This window comes from Flavobacterium sp. N502536 (assembly GCF_025947345.1).
GTDB lineage: Bacteria > Bacteroidota > Bacteroidia > Flavobacteriales > Flavobacteriaceae > Flavobacterium.
Genome location: NZ_CP110011.1, coordinates 3,536,636 through 3,554,727 on the forward strand (window position 1 = coordinate 3,536,636; position 18,092 = coordinate 3,554,727).

Annotated in this window: 17 protein-coding genes and 2 pseudogenes; 3 read left to right on the forward strand and 16 right to left on the reverse strand. The window is 36.9% G+C overall.

Going from position 1 to position 18,092, the window contains the following annotated elements; genetic code table 11:
* Positions 1 to 9: 9 nt before the first annotated feature.
* On the forward strand, positions 10 to 441 hold the full coding sequence (locus tag OLM61_RS14900) for a hypothetical protein (RefSeq protein ID WP_264523424.1): 432 nt from the start codon (positions 10 to 12) through the stop codon (positions 439 to 441).
* 124 nt (positions 442 to 565) lie between these two features.
* Here OLM61_RS14900 and OLM61_RS14905 read toward each other — a convergent pair whose 3' ends face one another.
* From OLM61_RS14905 to OLM61_RS14930, 6 genes are all read right to left on the reverse strand, one after another.
* A complete protein-coding gene (locus tag OLM61_RS14905; protein WP_264523425.1) occupies positions 566 to 853 on the reverse strand; it encodes a helix-turn-helix domain-containing protein in 288 nt (95 codons plus the stop codon).
* Between the two features lie 15 nt (positions 854 to 868).
* Positions 869 to 1,207, reverse strand: coding sequence for a type II toxin-antitoxin system RelE/ParE family toxin (locus OLM61_RS14910; protein ID WP_264523426.1), 339 nt, complete (start codon positions 1,205 to 1,207; stop codon positions 869 to 871).
* A 204-nt stretch (positions 1,208 to 1,411) separates the two neighbouring features.
* Positions 1,412 to 2,056: an alpha/beta hydrolase gene (locus OLM61_RS14915; protein WP_264523427.1), complete on the reverse strand. Its 645-nt coding sequence runs from the start codon at positions 2,054 to 2,056 to the stop codon at positions 1,412 to 1,414.
* 176 nt (positions 2,057 to 2,232) lie between these two features.
* Positions 2,233 to 2,559, reverse strand: a complete 327-nt coding sequence (locus tag OLM61_RS14920) for a membrane protein (protein ID WP_017498824.1) — start codon at positions 2,557 to 2,559, stop codon at positions 2,233 to 2,235.
* A gap of 5 nt (positions 2,560 to 2,564) precedes the next feature.
* On the reverse strand, positions 2,565 to 3,821 hold the full coding sequence (locus tag OLM61_RS14925; protein WP_264523428.1) for a dihydroorotase: 1,257 nt from the start codon (positions 3,819 to 3,821) through the stop codon (positions 2,565 to 2,567).
* A 140-nt stretch (positions 3,822 to 3,961) separates the two neighbouring features.
* The gene (locus OLM61_RS14930) at positions 3,962 to 5,890 is read right to left on the reverse strand and encodes a vWA domain-containing protein (protein WP_264523429.1); all 1,929 of its coding nucleotides are present in this window, start codon (positions 5,888 to 5,890) and stop codon (positions 3,962 to 3,964) included.
* 273 nt (positions 5,891 to 6,163) lie between these two features.
* Between OLM61_RS14930 and OLM61_RS14935 the strand changes: the two genes are divergently transcribed.
* Positions 6,164 to 7,276 (forward strand): lactonase family protein, encoded by a 1,113-nt coding sequence (locus OLM61_RS14935; RefSeq protein ID WP_264523430.1) that lies wholly within the window; start codon positions 6,164 to 6,166, stop codon positions 7,274 to 7,276.
* Between the two features lie 161 nt (positions 7,277 to 7,437).
* On the opposite strand, the gene OLM61_RS14940 is transcribed toward OLM61_RS14935, so the two are convergent.
* The 9 genes and pseudogenes from OLM61_RS14940 to OLM61_RS20910 all read right to left on the reverse strand — a co-directional run.
* The gene (locus tag OLM61_RS14940; protein ID WP_264523431.1) at positions 7,438 to 8,790 is read right to left on the reverse strand and encodes a DEAD/DEAH box helicase; all 1,353 of its coding nucleotides are present in this window, start codon (positions 8,788 to 8,790) and stop codon (positions 7,438 to 7,440) included.
* Positions 8,791 to 8,899: 109 nt separating this feature from the next.
* The gene (locus OLM61_RS14945; RefSeq protein WP_264523432.1) at positions 8,900 to 9,268 is read right to left on the reverse strand and encodes a response regulator transcription factor; all 369 of its coding nucleotides are present in this window, start codon (positions 9,266 to 9,268) and stop codon (positions 8,900 to 8,902) included.
* An 8-nt stretch (positions 9,269 to 9,276) separates the two neighbouring features.
* Positions 9,277 to 11,490, reverse strand: a complete 2,214-nt coding sequence (locus OLM61_RS14950) for a DUF4838 domain-containing protein (protein WP_264523433.1) — start codon at positions 11,488 to 11,490, stop codon at positions 9,277 to 9,279.
* Between the two features lie 5 nt (positions 11,491 to 11,495).
* Positions 11,496 to 12,689 (reverse strand): YaiO family outer membrane beta-barrel protein, encoded by a 1,194-nt coding sequence (locus OLM61_RS14955; protein WP_264523434.1) that lies wholly within the window; start codon positions 12,687 to 12,689, stop codon positions 11,496 to 11,498.
* Between the two features lie 76 nt (positions 12,690 to 12,765).
* Positions 12,766 to 14,202 carry a glycosyltransferase family 2 protein gene (locus OLM61_RS14960; protein ID WP_264523435.1) on the reverse strand — a complete coding sequence of 479 codons (1,437 nt, stop codon included), beginning with the start codon at positions 14,200 to 14,202 and terminating at the stop codon, positions 12,766 to 12,768.
* Positions 14,199 to 15,260 carry a HEAT repeat domain-containing protein gene (locus tag OLM61_RS14965; RefSeq protein ID WP_264523436.1) on the reverse strand — a complete coding sequence of 354 codons (1,062 nt, stop codon included), beginning with the start codon at positions 15,258 to 15,260 and terminating at the stop codon, positions 14,199 to 14,201. The genes OLM61_RS14960 and OLM61_RS14965 overlap by 4 nt, the downstream gene beginning before the upstream one ends.
* A gap of 71 nt (positions 15,261 to 15,331) precedes the next feature.
* Positions 15,332 to 16,096, reverse strand: coding sequence for a TIGR02757 family protein (locus OLM61_RS14970; protein WP_264523437.1), 765 nt, complete (start codon positions 16,094 to 16,096; stop codon positions 15,332 to 15,334).
* Between the two features lie 39 nt (positions 16,097 to 16,135).
* Positions 16,136 to 16,585 (reverse strand): annotated as a pseudogene (locus OLM61_RS20905) (ABC transporter ATP-binding protein); the annotation flags it as partial.
* Between the two features lie 204 nt (positions 16,586 to 16,789).
* Positions 16,790 to 17,014: pseudogene (locus tag OLM61_RS20910) on the reverse strand (ATP-binding cassette domain-containing protein); the annotation flags it as partial.
* A gap of 301 nt (positions 17,015 to 17,315) precedes the next feature.
* On the opposite strand from OLM61_RS20910, the gene OLM61_RS14980 reads away from it, so the two are divergent.
* A complete protein-coding gene (locus OLM61_RS14980; RefSeq protein ID WP_264523439.1) occupies positions 17,316 to 17,615 on the forward strand; it encodes a hypothetical protein in 300 nt (99 codons plus the stop codon).
* Positions 17,616 to 17,751: 136 nt separating this feature from the next.
* On the opposite strand, the gene OLM61_RS14985 is transcribed toward OLM61_RS14980, so the two are convergent.
* A complete protein-coding gene (locus tag OLM61_RS14985; RefSeq protein ID WP_264523440.1) occupies positions 17,752 to 18,069 on the reverse strand; it encodes a DUF6787 family protein in 318 nt (105 codons plus the stop codon).
* Positions 18,070 to 18,092 lie beyond the last annotated feature (23 nt).

Consider the following 18,092-nt stretch of genomic DNA (forward strand, 5'->3'; position numbering starts at 1 on the left):
AAATGACGTATGAAAAAGATTTTTTTATTGGCGGTTGTAATAGGACTTTCGTTTTCTTGTGGAAAGAAAATTGCTGAAGAAAATAAAACTCCTGAAAATAAAGAGGAAGTAAGACCGGTTGTTGTTGGAGGCGATTCTGACGCTCATGGCTGTAAAGGTTCTGCGGGATATACCTGGTCTATTCTTAAAAATAAATGTATTCGTGTTTTTGAAGAAGGTACAAAATTAGCTCATGCCGAAGACGGAAAAACATACGCGACTGTGGCTTATGTTGTTTTTGAAGGAAATAAAGCAGAGCTTTTTCTGGACACTCAGGATGACGTAATCATTTTAGAAAGAAAATCTGAAGGAGAGCCTTGGGTAAAGGGTGATTATCAATTAATTCCCTGGAAAGGTTATGTCCTGAAAAAGAAGGATAAAATTATCTATACAGGCGAATAAATAATAACGTTTAGGCTTTTATAGCTTTTGATGTGAGATGTAAAACTGATAAACCAATCATTTTACATCTCACATTTTATTTTTTACTAAACTATAGAAGACGATTGACTGCTGTAGAATATTGTTATAGTTTTATCTGAAGGGTAACTTTAGCTTTTAAAGCGGTAAAAACTTTAATTAGCGTTTCGATCGTAACATTTCCGGTGTTGTTTTCTAATTTTGAAATTTGTGCTTTTTGAACTCCTATAAGTTTACCCAGATCTTCCTGAGTTAAATTGCGTTCTTTTCGAGTTTGTCTGATAGCATTGGCAATTAAATCCAGCTGTAAGTCATATTCAAACTGATCTCTGTTTGGTGTTCCTATTTCACCAACTAACTCATCTGTTACTGCTTCTAATGTATATGTTTTCATTACGGTATAATTAGATTACTCTTTCTCTTTAAAATAATTCAGTTGTATCTTTTTTGCTTTTAAAATTTCTTTGGGAGCAACCTTACTTTGTTTCTTTACAAATCCATGTGTTGCTATTACTAAGGTGTTTTTTGTACTGGTTTTATCCCAAAAAGCAAGTAATCGATAGTGGTTTCCTTGATAAAGCGTTCGAAGTTCCCAAATATCATCGGTTAGTTTTTTGAAAAGCTCCGGATCATTTTTTAGTTGTGCTTTACGAATGTTGTAAATGATTTTTTCCGAGTGTTTTGATTCCAGGTTCTTCAAAAAGAAATAAGCTTCTTCAAGAAACTGAATTTCAAAAAGTTTTTCCATTTCATTTTTCCGTTTACAAAAATAAGCAAAAGTTTCCTTTTGTGGATACTTTTGCTTATTCTTTTGTTTTTGTATGTGATGATTTAGACTTTGAGGTCTAAGGTTTTAAAAGTACAAATGTTTTTTCGGAAAACGATTTTATTTGTAAGATTTGTATTATTTTTTATCAACTCCGGAAAAAGAGCTGAGATTTAATACAATAAATTAGAGCGTCAGCCAATTCTTAAAGTCAAAGAAATTTTGCGGAGCAACACCATGTCCAACCGGGTATTCTTTATACGTTACCGGGATGTTTAAATTTTCTAAAATTGCCGGAGTTTTTCTAGCCCATTCAACTGGTATAACCTGATCGACAGTTCCGTGAGAGGCAAATATTTTTAGATTTGCAAAGTTGTTTTTTTCGTAACCTTCTTTGATGATTTCTTCGTTGAAATAACCACTCATAGCCACTACGCGTTGTACTTTTTCGGGATACGAAAGCGCCACGGCATAGCTTAAAATAGATCCCTGACTGAAACCAACCAAAGTTACATTGTTTGCATCAATAGGATAATTTGCAGCCAATTCATCAATGAAAGAAGCAATTACATCACGGGAAGTTTTTGCCTGTTCATTGTCTGAAAATTTATTCTGATCGGCATCAAAATTAATGGCGTACCAAGCATAAGCGCCATATTGTATGTCGTAAGGAGCTCTGGCCGAAATAATGTAATAATGATCAGGAAGTTCGGTTGCAAACGAAAATAAATCGGCTTCGTTACTGCCATATCCGTGTAACAAAAGTAAAACAGGATTTTTGTCTAAGATAACTTTTGGTGCTTGTATTTTATATTCTAGAGATAGATTCATTTTTTTAGTTTTCAGCCGCAGTCTCAGTTTTTAAACTGATTGCCGACTTATTAGAATTTTTATTGTCCATATTCCAAATTAATAAGCTGATGAAACAGATTTACTAAAGCGAAAACGCGGATTTTAACGGATTACTTTTTTTTGGAATTTGGAATTTGAGTTTTGGAATTTAAAGATTACCCAATTTTTTGAAACCATTTTTGGAAAAGTTCTCCCACTAATGGAATTGGCTTTGTTTGCCCCTGTATAGCGGTAAAAATGCCATAAGTCCATAAAATCGAAATACAGATCCACATTGGGAAAGTAATAAAGAAGCTGTCAAAATTGCTGATGATGGCTCCGAATGAAATAAAGGTCAGGGAAAGTCCTAATGCCTGGCGGATGTGGAAAGAAGCAAAGCTGTTTTTGTCTTCAGAATTCATCGACATGGCAATTAATACCCCAATAATCAAAATATAACTGGTGATTGCGATTGGTTTTCCCTTTTCAATTGAATTGTTCATTGTAATTATTTAGAGGTAACAAGTTTATTTTGATTTAATATTCCGTACACAGTTCCTTTGATTTCTGCTCCTAAAAAAGCCGAGTTTTTGGATTTAGAGAGAATATTTTGTTTTGTAAAAGTTGATTTTCCTTCCGGATTAAAGAAAGTGAAGTTGGCTTTTGAACCTTCAGCAATAGTATTGTTTTGAATTCCGAAAACAGATTTTCCTAAAGTTAACTTTTCAATTACGGTTTCTAAAGGTAAAACGGTTAATAGAGTACCAAAAGCGCTTTCAAGACCAATTGTTCCGTTTTTAGCCGTATCAAATTCCATTTTCTTGAATTCGATATCGATTGGGTTGTGATCAGAAGTTATCATGTCAATTGTCCCGTCTAAAACGGCATTTAAAAGAGCAGTTCTGTCCGTTTCGTTTCTAAGTGGTGGTGTGACTTTAAAACGGGTATCAAATTCCTCCAGTTTTTCATCGGTCAGTACAAGATGATGCACTGCAACACTACAGCTTACTTGTAAACCTTTTGCTTTTGCTTCTTTGATTAATGCTACTGTTTTTGCTGTAGATACGGTCGGAATGTGTAATTTTCCACCAGTGTATTCCAGTAAAAATAAGTTTCTTGCCACCTGAAGTTCTTCTGCCAGAGCAGGGATTCCTTTAAGACCTAATCTGGTTGAAACGATTCCTTCATTGGCAACTCCGTTTCCTTTTAGGTTAGGGTCTTGTGCGTAAGTGATCACTAAACCATCGAAATCCTGTACGTACTGCAAAGCAATTTTTAAAAGATTGGCATTGTCGATGCTTTTGTTGTAATCTCCAAAAGCGACGGCTCCCGCTTTCTTCATATCGAATAATTCTGCCATGTCTTTTCCTTCGCTGGCTTTGGTTAAAGCTCCAATTGGGGAAAGTTCTGTTGCAAAACCGGCTGCTTTGTTTTTTACAAAATTTACCTGTGATTGATTGTCAATAACAGGGTAGGAGTTGGGTTGCAGGGCAACGGCTGTAAAACCGCTTTTTGCAGCGACCTTTAATCCGTTAGCGATCGTTTCTCTGTCTTCATAACCTGGTTCTCCGAAGGAAACACTGCTGTCAAACCAACCTTGAGAAAGATGTAAATTATCAAATTTTACTTCGGTTGTGTCCTCGATATCAAGAATTGAAGTTCCTATTTTCTCAATTAAACCATCTGCAATTAAAAGATCAACAGTCTGATTGTGAAACGGACTTTTTGAATCGATAATTTTGGCGCTTCTGATGATTATTTTCATATGTAGAGTAATTTATTTTTTATTTACAAATTCTTTCTTGCCATTTCGGCGAAGGAGAAATCGCATCCAATTATTCCGTGAAGTGCGTTCTCAGTTAGTGTGATTTCTCCTTAGGTCGAAATGACATACAAGCTGAGAAACTACTTTACAAATTTTATAATTGCTATTTCCAATGCTAAAAATAACAGTGCAAAGATAACAAACCATTTCCAAATTTGACTGTCTGTACGCTCAGTTTGTAAGGTGTTAAAAATGGTGGAAAGGGTATCGGCAGTTTTAAAATCTGAAACGACATTTGTGTTTACCTGACTCAAATCGCTTTCGCTTCTTTTGTAATTGAAACTCAGATTTTCAACCCATTCTTTTCTGTCAAAAACACTATAATTACCGGCTGTTTCCGGGAAGTCGTTAAAAGTAAGTTTGACTTTGTTGTTCAGTACCTGCTGGATTGGAATAAAAGAATCATCGTTTCCTTTTACTTCCAGAATAGCATCTTTGGTCAATAAAACATCTACAAAATAGGGTTGGTTACTGCCTATAATCAAAGCATTTACCCCGGTTTTCTGATTGTTTTGCCCCATTTTATAAAACAAAGGAACAATTAAGGGTGATTGCTGAAAGTTTGAATTTGTGGCATTGATAGGAGCTGAAAAAACCGTAATTCCGGAAACTGGATTCTGAATGGCTGTTACAAACACACTTTGATCTTCGTATGATAAAACGGCCGGATAAGGGCTTGAAATTCCGAAAGAACTGTTTGTCTTTGGATATTGAAAATTCGTGATTTTATTCTCGAAAACACCAGAGAATAACGGATGATCAAAATTGATTTTGGTGATTAACTTCACCTTGCTCTCAAGAGTCGTAAATTGAATTTTTCCGAAATTAGCTAAAAAGGAATTCAAATTTGAAATCGACGTTTTCTCAGACGGGATCACGACTAAATTACCTCCTTTACCTACAAAGGCCTTTAAAGTGGTTTGCAGTGCCTGAGGAACTTCGGCTAATTCATTTAAAATAATCGTATTTTGTTTGTCCAGGCTATTGTAATCCAGACTGCTAATCGAATAGTTGTGGTAGTTGAATTCGGCTGCCGTATAAATTCGGGACAGGAAATTGCTTTTTTCAGGTTCACCAATGCTGATGATGTTGGTTTTCTTTGTTTTTAGAATGCTGAAATAGAGTTTGTTGTCGTAGGTTAATCCGTTGTCTTCAATAACGACATAACCGTGAAAAGCTTCTTTCGGAATGGTAAAGTTGATTTTCTTTTTCTTTGCATCAAAATTGATGATGGTTTTAGCAATTAGTTTGCTTTGATTGTATAGTGCCATCGAAACAGGCTTGAAATCTTCACCATAAGCAGATAAACTAACGCCTATTTCGTAGAAGTTCTCTAAGGTTTGATTGATAAAAACACTGTCTATGGCGATGTTATTTTTTTGCTCAGCTTCAGGGATAATAAAATAGGGTTTCTCTTCTGTATCGATATTTTTTACATCTTTTTCGGCTAAACCAACAGCATCAGTGATAACCACAATATCTTTTTTATGCGCTGATTTGTGCGCTTTGATCTTGGCCATTATCGATGGAAGCTCAAATGGAGTAGCGCTGTACTTTAGGTTTTGTAAAGCACTTTTGGATGATTTGATATCGGTATTCCAGTAGTTTTCGGTATTGGTCAGCAATGAAAAAGAGGTGTTTTCGGGCGTGTTTTCCAGCAGTTCCTGCACGGCACGTTTTAGTAATTCCCCTTTTTTGCCTTTGGCCTGCATACTAAACGAGTTGTCGAGAATGATGTACATTTCGTTAGCGGCATTTTTGCTGTCTTTGGCTTGAAAAAAAGGCTGGGCAAAAGCGAGAATGATACAGGTCAACAATAGCAGGCGGGTAGCCAGCAACAATCGCTTCTTGATTTTAGAACTCTTTCGGGTCTGAATAGCAAGTTCTTTCAGGAAACGAACATTGGTGAAAAAAGAGGTTTTAAAACGTCGTAATTGAAATAAATGAACCAAGATTGGAACAATTAACAAAAACAGAAAGTATAGAATTTCGGGATGTTTAAAATGCATTCTGGCTTCGATTTACTTCACTACGTTTTATTTTTCGCGAAGACACTGGTCAAAAATACAAATTTTTACTCAAAACAGCTGAGTTATGAGAGAGATTATAAGCAAAGGTTATTGAAGGGGAAAATTAATCTATTTATAGGATTTGCGGGTTTTAGAAAAGCAAGCCGTATGGTTTGAAAAATGTAACTTTTGTAATCCGTTTTGTAACAAAAAAATGGGATCAGAAAAGATATTATTCCCTATTTTAGCGTATTCAACAAACAACTCAAAATTATGAAGAGATTATCTATATTGCTTTTTTCTGCTTTTTTCTGCGCAGGTTTGCAGGCTCAGAACAAATTCAATTTGCTGGTAGGGACTTATACGAATACCTGCCAGAGTAACGGAATCTATGTTTATGAATTTGATGCCGATTCGGGTGCTTTTAAATTGAAAAATTCTTCTGAAAGCGTTGTGAGTCCAAGTTATTTGTCGGTCTCGGCAGATAATAAGTTTGTTTATGCGGTAAACGAAAACGGACCTCAAAGCTCGGTGAGTGCTTTTGGTTACGATGCCGCAAACGGAAAACTTAGCTTTCTGAATAAAAATGATGCTTTGGGCGCTGATCCTTGTCATTTGATTAACGATGATAAAAATGTGCTTGTCGCGAATTATTCGGGAGGCAATATCGCTGTTTTCAAAAAGAATACGGATGGAAGTATTTCCGAAGTACAGCAGCTGGTTCAGCATGAAGGAAAAGGCACCAATGTGGCACGTCAGGAGAAAGCACACGTGCATATGCTTGCTTTTTCACCGGATAAGAAATTTGTTTTAGCTAACGATTTAGGTCTCGATAAGGTTTTTATTTATAAGTACAATCCCATTTCTAAAAATGAGATCTTAACGTTAAAGGGAACTGTAGATGTAAAACCGGGAAGCGGACCAAGACATCTAACGTTTAGCAAAGATGGTAAATTTGTATATCTGGTTCAGGAATTAGACGGTACGCTGACTACTTTTAGTTTGGATAAAAACGGAAACCTGAAAGCAATTGCCGAAACGAGTATTTTGCCAAAAGGATTTAAAGGCGGAACAGGAGCTGCAGCCATTAAAATTTCACCTGACGGAGCATTTTTATATGTTACAGACCGCGTAGATGCCAATTCGGTTGCCGTTTATAAAATCCAAAAAGAAGGCGGAATCGAACTGGTAGAGCAAATCAGTACTTTAGGAAAAGGCCCAAGAGATTTCGCAATTGATCCTACGGGGAATTATCTGTTAGTAGGGCACCAGTATACCAATGATATAATTATTTTTAAAAGAGACAAAACAACAGGAAAATTAACCGATACCGGAAAAAGAATCGGATTGTGTTCTCCGGTGGGGTTGGTGTTTACTAAAATATAGCTGCTAAACTGCTAAGGTTCTAAGGGACTGAGGTTCTGAGTTTGAACAATAAAAAAAGCTCAAAATATTGAATGAAGAATAACTTAATTCAATATTTTGAGCTTTCTACTTAATCCCTAGTCCCTCAGAACCTTAGCCCCTTAGTACCTTTTAAAAAAAGACTATTTATCCTTATCCTTTCTCTTCTTGTCTCTCGTTTTTAGCATGTTACGATTGACAGATCCGTGGGTTTTCTTTTTTGTTTTGGAAGGACCTCCAAGATTGACTTTTTTATTCTTTTTGGCTTTTTCGTGAAAGGCACCATCACCATCAAGTTTTTGTTTTTTCATTAAAAACTTAATAGGCTGTCTGTCTTTTTCAGGTTCAATTAACTTGGTTGAAATTTCTACTTCTTCCGGGAAATCTGCAATTTCAAGTTCCTGATTCATTAATACTTCCACTTCTACTTTAAATTCTTCTTCACGTGGTGTGATGAAACTAATAGCGGTTCCTGTAGCATCGGCACGACCAGTACGACCAATTCTGTGCATGTACAGTTCCGGGAATTCAGGAAGTTCGAAGTTAATAACGTGAGAGATGTTCGAAATATCTAAACCTCTCGCCATAATGTCTGTAGTGATTAATCCGCGGAGATTTCCTTCCTGGAATTCTGCCATGGTACTCAAACGGTAATTTTGAGATTTGTTGGAGTGAATTACCCCAAACTGTCCTTCAAAATCCTCTTCGATTCGGGTATGAAGCATATCCGAAATCTTTTTATTGTTTACGAAAACCAAAACACGTTCCATGCTTTCGTTGGTCTCAAGTAAATGTTTTAGGAGATTTACTTTCGTGTTGAAATTCGGAACATTATAAGTAATCTGTGTGATTTTTTCCAATGGAGTTCCCGAAGCAGCAAGTGTTACTTCTTCCGGAAAGTCAAAAAAGTCATTTAGTACAGCATCAACCTCATCTGTCATAGTTGCTGAAAATAGTATGTTCTGACGTTTGGTTTTCATCATGGCCAAAAGGGCCGTCAATTGTGTACGGAAACCTAAATTCAGCATTTCGTCAAACTCATCAATGACTAATTTTTGAGTTTCATCAAAACGTACCACAGCATCCAAGGCTAAATCCATGGTCCTACCAGGAGTTCCTACTAGGATATCAACACCTTCGTATACGGCCTTTTTTTGTGTATTGATGTTTACCCCACCAAAAATACCAAGTGTTTTAACCGACATGTATTTGGTTAATTTCTCTACTTCTTCTACAACCTGAACTACTAATTCACGCGTTGGAACCAGAATTACAATTTTAGGTGTATTGGTATTGGTAAATTTGTATAGTTTTAAAAGTGGTAGTAAGTAAGCAAACGTTTTACCGGTACCGGTTTGCGCAATTCCCATCATGTCCCGGCCAGACATAATCACGGCAAAAGATTTTTCCTGAATAGGGGTAGGCGTAACAAAGCCTAATTCGTCGATTGCTTTTTGTACTGATTTTGGGAGATTGAATTTTTCGAAAGTGCTCATTTGCATTAAATTTTGTGCAAATATAGCTATAAATAGCTGAAAATTGATGTTTCTTAGAAATTACGATGGTTTAGGGCATTCGTATTTCTCAAAAAAGCGGTTTGAAATACTATAAAAATCGTTTTATTCGCAACAAAAGCTCATTTGGATTAAAGGGTTTTGCAATAAAATCGTCTACACCAAGTTCAAAAGCTTCTTCAACGGTGTTTTCCTCTTCTCCAAGTGAAGAAAGTGCGATAACGCGAATGTTGTTGTAATTTTGTTTGATTTCATTAATAATTTCCAGACCGGATTTAAGCGGAATTGTAATCGTGGTAATGACCAAATCGGGCATTATAACCGGCAGGCGCTCCATGGCGCTGATACCATCTTTTGCAATACTAACTTTATATCCTTCTTTTTTAAGAATGAATTTTAGAATTTCAACAGTCATGTCATCATTATCGATGATCATAATTTTTTTATCAGCAGTATCCATTTTGACTCTTATTTTTTAAACAATTCTATCTCGTCCAGCATTATCATAGCTTTTTTGTTTTTTCGTTTTCTCCAGGCAGGCAGTTCTTTCTGGTTCTCTGCGACGATTTTAATTTTGGCAAAACTACTGAAGATCGGATTTCTAAGTTCCCATGATTTTGTTGTAATTTCGTAGTCTTCTGTTAAAATGTCACAAATTTGGTCGTTTATAAGTTCCCATTTCTGATTTTTGAAACCGTATATTTTGATGCTTTTGGGTGTGAAAATCCAATGTCTCTGATCGCTTAGGAAATTTAATTTCAGGGTATTAAAAATAAGGTTTTTGGTTTCGATTTCAATTTCGGGATTGATGTCGTACCATCCAATCCAGTTACTGTTAAAATCTTTGTAACCTCTGTTTCCGTCAACCAAACCATAACTTCCTTTACCTTTAAATTCAGCTGAGGGAGGTGTTATAAAGGTAACGTTTAAATCCTCACCCAAATGAGTGGTTGTGTTTTTGCAAATTTCAACCCATTCTTTATAATAATTATCCGGAGAAAGCCCGTCTTCGCTCAATTCATAAATTCCGAATTGCTTACAGGATTGAGCAAATTTTAAAACTCTTTCTGTTAAACCTTTTTTTACTTCTTTTTCTCCATTGGCATTTACGATAAACATACCGTGTTGGTTTTTTCCATAAAATTTAGCTTGTTCAAAGTAGACAAATTCTAAAGCCAGTCGTAATTTATGAACACGTGAGCTTAAGATTGAATCATTTTCAACGGCCGCGTACGCCTGTTCGAGCAAGCGATCGTATTGGTCCATAGCTTCGGGAGTCAGGAAAGTATTTCGGGCCTGAACGGGGCCTGAATAGATGTCTAAATAAGCGTTGCTTTTGTTTTGATTGGCTTGCAGCAGTTCGACATATTTTGCCACGAAAGGAGCTGATTTTCCGTAAAAACCTCTAAAAAAGTCGGCTGTAACAGCTTTGAGATCAATATCCGTATTCCACATTAATTTGGCGAGAAGATATTGCCGCAATTCTGAAAAATCTCCGGGAACATCAGCATAGCCCTGTACAAATAACCCTTTTACTTTGTTCTTTTTAAAGAGCTTATAATTGTCCTGAAAAGAGTTAAAATTAGGAAAGGGTGACATGAAATTGGAGAACTGCACCGTATAATCCCATAAAAAGAGGTGTGGCGAAGCTGCACTCCAGTTTTCTAAATTTTTCACAAACGAAGGGGCACTCTGAGGGCTAACCGGCTTAGCACGGTCCAGTTCGATTGGGCATAAAATAGTATAAATGTTGGGTGCTATTTTTAAATTTACAGGAGGTTTGAAGGTATGAAGATAGGCCAGGGTCGTAATTTTTGTTTTAGGAAAACGAGCTGCAATTTTATTCAAAAAATAATAAAATGAACCCTGCGGGCCGCCATATTTGTGGTTCATGGCCCGGCATTCGGTACATTCGCAATACACGACATCATCGTTCTGACTTACGGAATAGAATTGAGCATTGGGCGTTTTTGCGATAATTTCGGCCAGGTTTTTCTCGATCAAACGCACAACAGTATCATTGGTCATACACAAAGATTCGGTATTTCGCTCGCCTTCGTACAAAGCAAAAAGTTTGGGGTTGTTTTTAAAATACTCTTTTGGCGGAACAAGCGTACTAAAAGAATGTCCCCAAAGTCCAAAATCGTCAAGCTGCCAGTCGAGCTTGTGCCAGTCCCTGAAATCCTCATCGTAACAATCGGGGTAGAACAAGGCTCTGTAATCAAAGGCAGGCTGGTAGGTTTTGCTGGTGTTTTTTGCAAAAGTAAATTGAGTTACTTTCGGAATGTAGGTTTCGGTGGCGGTGAATTTTCGAAACTCCCAGATTTCCAATAAAGAATACACGGCATAACGCAGGTATTTTTGATTTGGAGCCGTTATATAAATGGATTTTGAATCACTTTTGATGGTGAATTCATTTGCTTTAAGTTTTTTATCACTAGAAATTTCCAGAACGATTTCGGACGTAGTACTTTCTTTTTTGCTTTCAGATATAATTTGAAAGGGTTTCGAAATGGCTTTATCAAGATACGTTTTCAGGATTCCTGCTGCTGCCTGAGTATTTTCGGCTGTTGCAATAATCTTGTTTTGATCGGATATTATGATTTCAGATTGTGCCATCATCTTAAAGCTAAGCAGGGTGAAGAGAAAAATTAGGAGATAAGGAGGTTGCTTTTTTTTCATACGGTTTAGAATTTGTATTGCAGTATAAAAGCAAAATCAAGCTCGTTTTGAAATTTCTTGGCGGTATATTCCTGTTGATTGTCTGTGATTAATAGACCAAAAATATAGTGGTTTTTGATTAATTTATAAAAGCCGGCACTCAATCGATAGGAACTTAAAGAAGCTCTGTTTTGATATTCTGCCGATCTGGTCTGGTCGTCCGGTGACGTTCCGTAACCCGCAATTACAGTGATATAGTCAAGTTTAGTTCCGTAATAATAACGTGAAGTCAGGGTAAACGAAGGACCGTCTTTTTGAATGTAGGACCGTAAATTGACCCAATAGGAGCCGAAATATTTTCCGAGACCCACATTTAGTGTTTTTAAATTGCTGTTGTCTTGCATTTCAATAAAACGAAACCCTAAATCGGCCTCCCAGCCTTTGTTGAAATTATAGAAATAGGAATACCCCAGTCTCCATTCCGGAAAAGCACTGTCTTTGCTGTACGCAACATCAATATACGAATAGTTGTTTTTCTTTCCCGAAAGATAAGATTCCACTTCAAACTGGAGTCCGCTAGCCATAACCAGACTGGAGGAAAGTCTTTTGGCATAACTAACTTTTCCAATTATACTTCCCCAGGTACGTTGCCGCATATAATCGGCACTTACCAGATGCCAGGGACCAACACCGTCACGATCAATTGTGGTGTAGTTGTAGTAAGCACCTGCTCGGTCGATATTGGTTTTGGAGTATAAGGTAAAAAGACGCTGCTCGATGTCGGCATCATTAGGATATTTTGCCCGAATCGATTTTAGCTCTTTTTCTTCATTTTTAGCGTCATTTTGCAGAGAATAGATAGCGATTCTTTTAAGTCGGAAGGTTTTGTTGTCTGGAAACGATTCAATCGCTTTATCGGTTAATACCAAAGCATTGTCGTAATTTTTGACTTCCAGATCTATATTGATCAGATACAGATAGGCATCTTCGTATTTTGGGCTTTTATCAATCACATAGTTGTAGTAAAACCGGGCGCTGTCTTTTGCTTTCGTCAAATCATAGTTCCGACCCAATACGAGATAAAAATCAAGATAATCCGGAGCCAGTTTTTTCCCTAACAAAGCTCTTTGAATATTGGTCTTATAATCCGGACGGATGCTTTTCATGTCTTTGAGCACCACAGTCAGAAGACTATCGGTGTCTACTTTTTGTCCTTTCACGGTTTGAAAGGTCAAGAAAAAGAAACAAAGAAACAGCTGTATAAGAGGTATAGTTCTGTTATGGTTCATCATCCTGTTATTTTTTAGTTGGACTTGCATATCCTTTTCGAATCATCACACCCCAGTTTTGTTCTTTTCTGCGGAAAAAGAGCCAATACCCTTTTAACGAGGCATAAATGGTGACAGGATGGTAAACAAAAGGTTCAAGGGCGGCCATCCCGATAAGAATCATTAGTTCTTTATAATTGGCGTAACTTTTATAGAGTATTTCATCAATCAATATGGATATTATGGTGATGGAGAGGTAAAATAAATAAACCAAAAGACTTATTATGAGTAAATACTGGTAATCGATAAGGCCAAATATAAAACTCGAAATCAGGGTTATAATACCAATAAATTCAACAATCGGAACCAAGAATTCGAAACTAAAAAAGTAAGGCAACACCAGGAATGCGGTTCGTCCGTACTTCGGATTTAAAAACATTTTTCGATGCAGCTGTAAGGTTTGCACCAATCCTCGTGCCCAGCGAATGCGCTGCCGCAAGAATATTTTTCGGGTAGCCGGTACTTCGGTCCAGCAAAGTGATTCGGGGATGTATTTGATTAAAAATTTCTCTTTATTGTCGTGCATGTATCTGCGCATTCGGGTAACTAGTTCCATATCTTCGCCCAAAGACTGGTGCCAGTATCCGCCTGCTTTAATTACAATATCTTTGTCAAACATACCCAGACCTCCTGAAACCAGAAGCAAGCCGTTTAGCTGACTCCAGGCCATTCTTCCAAATATAAAAGAACGCACATATTCTAACTCCTGAAAACGCGGATACCATTCTTTGGGATAGTGAACTTTAAACAAAAAACCTTCCTTAATGTCGCAGGAGTTTGAAATCCTGATTCCGGCACCACATGCAATAACACGAGTTTCGTTTTCCATGAACGGTTTGGCCAGTTTTAGAATAGTATCTCTTTTTAAAATACAATCCACATCCGTACATAAAAATAAGGGGTACTGCGAGGAATTTATTCCGGCATTTGTTGCGTCGGCTTTGCTTTTTCCGTTGATCTTGTCTACAATCAGTAGTTTTGAATACACGGGATTTTTTGATTTATAGTGCCCGCGAACAGGTTGTGTGGCTATTTTCTCCTGATAATAAAAATCAACTTGAACCAGATCAAATTCGGCAATAAGTTTTTCGAGTGTATCGTCAGAACTTCCATCATTGACGATAATGATTTCGTATTTCGGATAGGTTAAAGAAAGCAGGGATTTGACATTGTAGACAATATTTACCCCTTCGTTAAAAGCAGGTGCTACAATAGACACCCCTAGTATGTGATTGGATCGAAGTAAAACGTCTTCGTCTAAATATTTCTGATATTTCAAATGTTTGATAATTGCCCAATACGATAAAATGGAGAGGAATACGTAGAACAAAATATACCCAACAGAAAAATAGGCGACAAAAATATCGTAGTAGCGAATCAGATGAGATAGAAAATCCGGAATCATAGCTGTAATTTTCTAATGTGATTAATCATTTTTTTGGTATCTGCATCGGCTATTCCCATTTGATCCAAACGTACTGCATCAAGATTGTTTAAAGCAGTCACCATTTTTAATTTAAGGTCTTTGGTCTCTTCTTTTGGAATTTGGGTATTTAAAAACGTAATTGTTTTTTCAGACCCTATTACGGCCAGCGCGTCCAGAATCTCTAATTGTATTTCGATATTCTCCTGTTCAAACTGCAGCAGTAAATCATCTTCGGCTTCGTACAGGTACAGATCCCGAATGGCGATGATAACATCGGTTCTCAGGCTTTTATTCTCATGTCGGAGCAATTTGATGATCTCTTTAGATTTGTTTCTGTAGTTGTAAAAAACCATTGTCATTACCGCCAATTTCAAAATGGTTGGATTGTCGGATTCGATCCAATCGTCTATTTCCGGTGGGATTGGGATGTTTTGTGAATGCAGTACATCCATTATTTTTATGGTGGTGGTAATCGATACTTTTACAGGAATTTTATTCACCGCCTGCCAGTCGCCCTGAGTTAAAATCAGGTAAGCAACATTGGCATTTGACCGAATGATTTTGTTGGGGTGATACAGGTATTTCTTTAAAAGTGAAATTCCCGGTTTGTATCCCAAGGCCTGAAAATGATAAATGCCATCGCATTTTTTATACTTTCTAAAATCCCGAAGTAAACTTGCTGAATAATGATTTAAGTTCAGCTGTTTGTAAATAAGAAGAATGTTTTTGGCTGTTTTTCCTTTTAAGTTGCTTTTCATCCGAATCATATCTTCGATCAGCATGTTTTTGCACCAGTTTTTATGAATGGGAATTTCGGATTTAAACTTGGCGATTTTATATTTTAGTATGCTTTTCTCCGGTTTTGAGAGTGTGATCTCCGTCAGGAAAATTTCAGATTTTCGGATAATATGATGTCTGTAAGGTAGCGTGTATTGATAATGAATTCTTTTGAGTATTAAGGCAAGTGCTAAAGCTAAACTTGTAAATACAAATAATGGGATGGCGTAGTGTTTTATATAGCCTATAAAATGCTCCATAAATATTGCTTTATAGAGTGAAATTACGAAAAAAAACAGAACAAAGCTAATGAAAGGTTGCTTTATCGGGCTTAGAATCCTTCAAAAACGCCCAATCCAAAAAGAGCAAAGTCGTATTTTACCGGATCGATTGGATCCATTTTTCGGAGTTTGAGGTCAAGTTCTGTCAAGGCCTTTCCGTCATTTTGTTTTCGGGTCAGTATTCCTAATTTTCGGGCTACGTTACCGGAGTGTACATCAAGCGGGCAGGACAATACAGCGGGAGAAATGGATTTCCAGATTCCTAAATCGACGCCTTTGGTGTCCTGACGTACCATCCAGCGCAGGTACATGTTGATTCTTTTTGCAGCCGAATTGTTTAACGGATCTGAAATGTGTTTTTGAGTTCGCGGTAAATGATCGATTTCGAAAAATATCTTTTTAAATTCGCTGATGCTTTTCTGCAAACTGTCGGCTTCCTGATTTTTGGCAAAAACCGCTTCCAGACCATTGTGGTTCTGGTAGATATGCTGTAATCCTTTTATAAACCCTGAGAAGTCTTTTCCGTTAAAAGTACGGTGTACGAAGTTTTCCAGACGTTCGAGATCCTCATCTGAATGTGACATCACAAAATCATAAGGCGTATTCCCCATTAATTCCATCATTTGATGTGAATTCTTAATAATCATTTTACGATTTCCCCAGGCGATGGTGGCACTCAAAAAACCAGCAATCTCAATGTCTTCTTTCTGAGTAAATAAATGCGGAATCTGCACAGGATCGCTGTCGATAAAATCGAGATTGTTGTATTGTGTTACTTTTTCGTCGAGAAATTCTTTGAGTTCTTTTTGTGTCATGATTAAAAGGGAAGAGGCTGCCGGATTGTTGAGGAGTTCTTAATTGCTAATTAACCCGTCCACCATTACTAACTTTCTGTCGGCCATATTAGCCAATTCTTCATTGTGGGTTACAATTACGAAAGTTTGCCCAAATTCATCGCGAAGCTGGAAGAATAACTGGTGTAAGTTCTCGGCCGAGTGGGTGTCGAGATTTCCCGAAGGTTCATCGGCAAAAATAACATCGGGTTTGTTGATTAGCGCTCTGGCGACAGCAACTCTTTGTTGTTCTCCTCCCGAAAGTTCATTTGGTTTATGATGTATGCGATGTGATAATCCTAAATATTCTAAGATTTTTTTTGCTTCGTTTTCCGCTTCAGCCTTAGGTTTGTTAGCCATATAAGCCGGAATGCAAACGTTTTCCAGCGCCGTAAATTCAGGTAATAATTGGTGAAACTGGAAGATAAAGCCTAAATTTAAATTTCGGAAATTAGACAATACCTTGTCCTTTTTGCTCTTCTTTTTAAAATAACGATTCAAATAAATCAGTACAGATAAAATAGGCTGTGCGAAAGCGAAAAGTGCGACATATTCCATCAAATCATCCTCGTTTTTAGTTCTGAAGAAGACCAGATAAACGAATAATAAAATGGAATACACACCGCCGATCCACGATACAATTTTGAATCTTTTTTCTTCTTTCGAATTATCGGTTTCAGCGTCCTGTAGTTTTAATACATTCTCTCCATTGATGGTCAGCGAAGATGCTGTGTTTCTCTCCGGTTTGTCTAAGGTGCCTAAAATTTGTAAAAGTGTTGTTTTTCCTGCACCTGATGCACCAACAATCGAAACAATTTCTCCTTTTTTAATGTGCAGATCGACTCCTTTTAAAACTTCTAATTTGTCGTAAAACTTATGTATATTTTTTGCGTGGATCATTTTGAAACTGTTTCTACAAAGAAACAAAGATTCTTCCGATATAAAAATGCCAGCTAACAGAATTTTAAGAACAAGTTTTTAAGGGCAATAGAAATGATAATCTCAATTTTATGGAGCCGGGAAAAGCTTAGATAACAAAAAAATAGAGACGACTGAATAATCGGTCTGGTTTTTGGTAGAAGATTGAAAAGCATGTTTTTTGTAAAGAAGGTGCTGGACAAGTGGGAATTAAGAAATAAATTGTGATCAAAAAATAAGTTTGTTTTAAAGAATTCTTTTTAAATTCGAATCTCTAAATACGATGAAAATGCAGGATGCCAAAGTAATGAATGACGACAGAACAAAGAAACTCCTTTTGGGGTTGGCTTTGGATGCGATAGGAATGCTAACCTACAGTATACCGGGCTTTGCTGAGCCTGCGGATTTGATCTGGGCGCCGATAGCGGCTTTTATCATGACCAGAATGTATCAGGGAAGGGTAGGTAAAGTAGCGAGTGTGCTGACTTTTGTAGAAGAAATACTTCCGGGAACCGATATTATTCCCTCGTTTACAATAACCTGGATTTACACTTACTTTTTTCAAAAAGGGAGTAAGGAGTAGGGATATTTATGATTGCTGATTAACGATTTTTGATCTGGTGTTGTTAAATAAACAACGCAATAGTTGATTTTATACTGCCATAAACTATCTGAAATCAGCAATCGTTAATCAGCAATCTTAAATCTTTTAGGGTAAATTAAGACTGAGGTTCTGAATCTTTGAACAAAAAACCAAGTCCCATATTTTTAAGCATTTTCTTTTCAAAATTCCAAAAGAAACGGAATTGCCCGAACAAAGTGCCAATGGCTACTAATAAAACCTGATAGATTGGAAAAATAATCAGCAATCGGATCAGCGTAAACCAGCCTCCGAAATCTTCTTTGGTGATGCCCAGTAAAACGCAAAAGGGTTTAGACAGCCATGCAGATGCCGATCCTGTGATGGCAAAAACAATCAGTATTATAATGGCTTGTACATTTGAGGTAATGCCCCAACGTTTTTTTAGTCTGTTCATTCTTTATTTGTAACGATTACAAA

Coding starts and splice junctions, on each gene's coding strand:
- OLM61_RS14900 (WP_264523424.1), top strand. CDS start 10: ATGAAAAAGATTTTTTTATTGGCGGTTGTAATAGGACTTTCGTTTTCT.
- OLM61_RS14905 (WP_264523425.1), bottom strand. CDS start 853: ATGAAAACATATACATTAGAAGCAGTAACAGATGAGTTAGTTGGTGAA.
- OLM61_RS14910 (WP_264523426.1), bottom strand. CDS start 1,207: ATGGAAAAACTTTTTGAAATTCAGTTTCTTGAAGAAGCTTATTTCTTT.
- OLM61_RS14915 (WP_264523427.1), bottom strand. CDS start 2,056: ATGAATCTATCTCTAGAATATAAAATACAAGCACCAAAAGTTATCTTA.
- OLM61_RS14920 (WP_017498824.1), bottom strand. CDS start 2,559: ATGAACAATTCAATTGAAAAGGGAAAACCAATCGCAATCACCAGTTAT.
- OLM61_RS14925 (WP_264523428.1), bottom strand. CDS start 3,821: ATGAAAATAATCATCAGAAGCGCCAAAATTATCGATTCAAAAAGTCCG.
- OLM61_RS14930 (WP_264523429.1), bottom strand. CDS start 5,890: ATGCATTTTAAACATCCCGAAATTCTATACTTTCTGTTTTTGTTAATT.
- OLM61_RS14935 (WP_264523430.1), top strand. CDS start 6,164: ATGAAGAGATTATCTATATTGCTTTTTTCTGCTTTTTTCTGCGCAGGT.
- OLM61_RS14940 (WP_264523431.1), bottom strand. CDS start 8,790: ATGAGCACTTTCGAAAAATTCAATCTCCCAAAATCAGTACAAAAAGCA.
- OLM61_RS14945 (WP_264523432.1), bottom strand. CDS start 9,268: ATGGATACTGCTGATAAAAAAATTATGATCATCGATAATGATGACATG.
- OLM61_RS14950 (WP_264523433.1), bottom strand. CDS start 11,490: ATGAAAAAAAAGCAACCTCCTTATCTCCTAATTTTTCTCTTCACCCTG.
- OLM61_RS14960 (WP_264523435.1), bottom strand. CDS start 14,202: ATGATTCCGGATTTTCTATCTCATCTGATTCGCTACTACGATATTTTT.
- OLM61_RS14965 (WP_264523436.1), bottom strand. CDS start 15,260: ATGGAGCATTTTATAGGCTATATAAAACACTACGCCATCCCATTATTT.
- OLM61_RS14970 (WP_264523437.1), bottom strand. CDS start 16,096: ATGACACAAAAAGAACTCAAAGAATTTCTCGACGAAAAAGTAACACAA.
- OLM61_RS14980 (WP_264523439.1), top strand. CDS start 17,316: ATGAAAATGCAGGATGCCAAAGTAATGAATGACGACAGAACAAAGAAA.
- OLM61_RS14985 (WP_264523440.1), bottom strand. CDS start 18,069: ATGAACAGACTAAAAAAACGTTGGGGCATTACCTCAAATGTACAAGCC.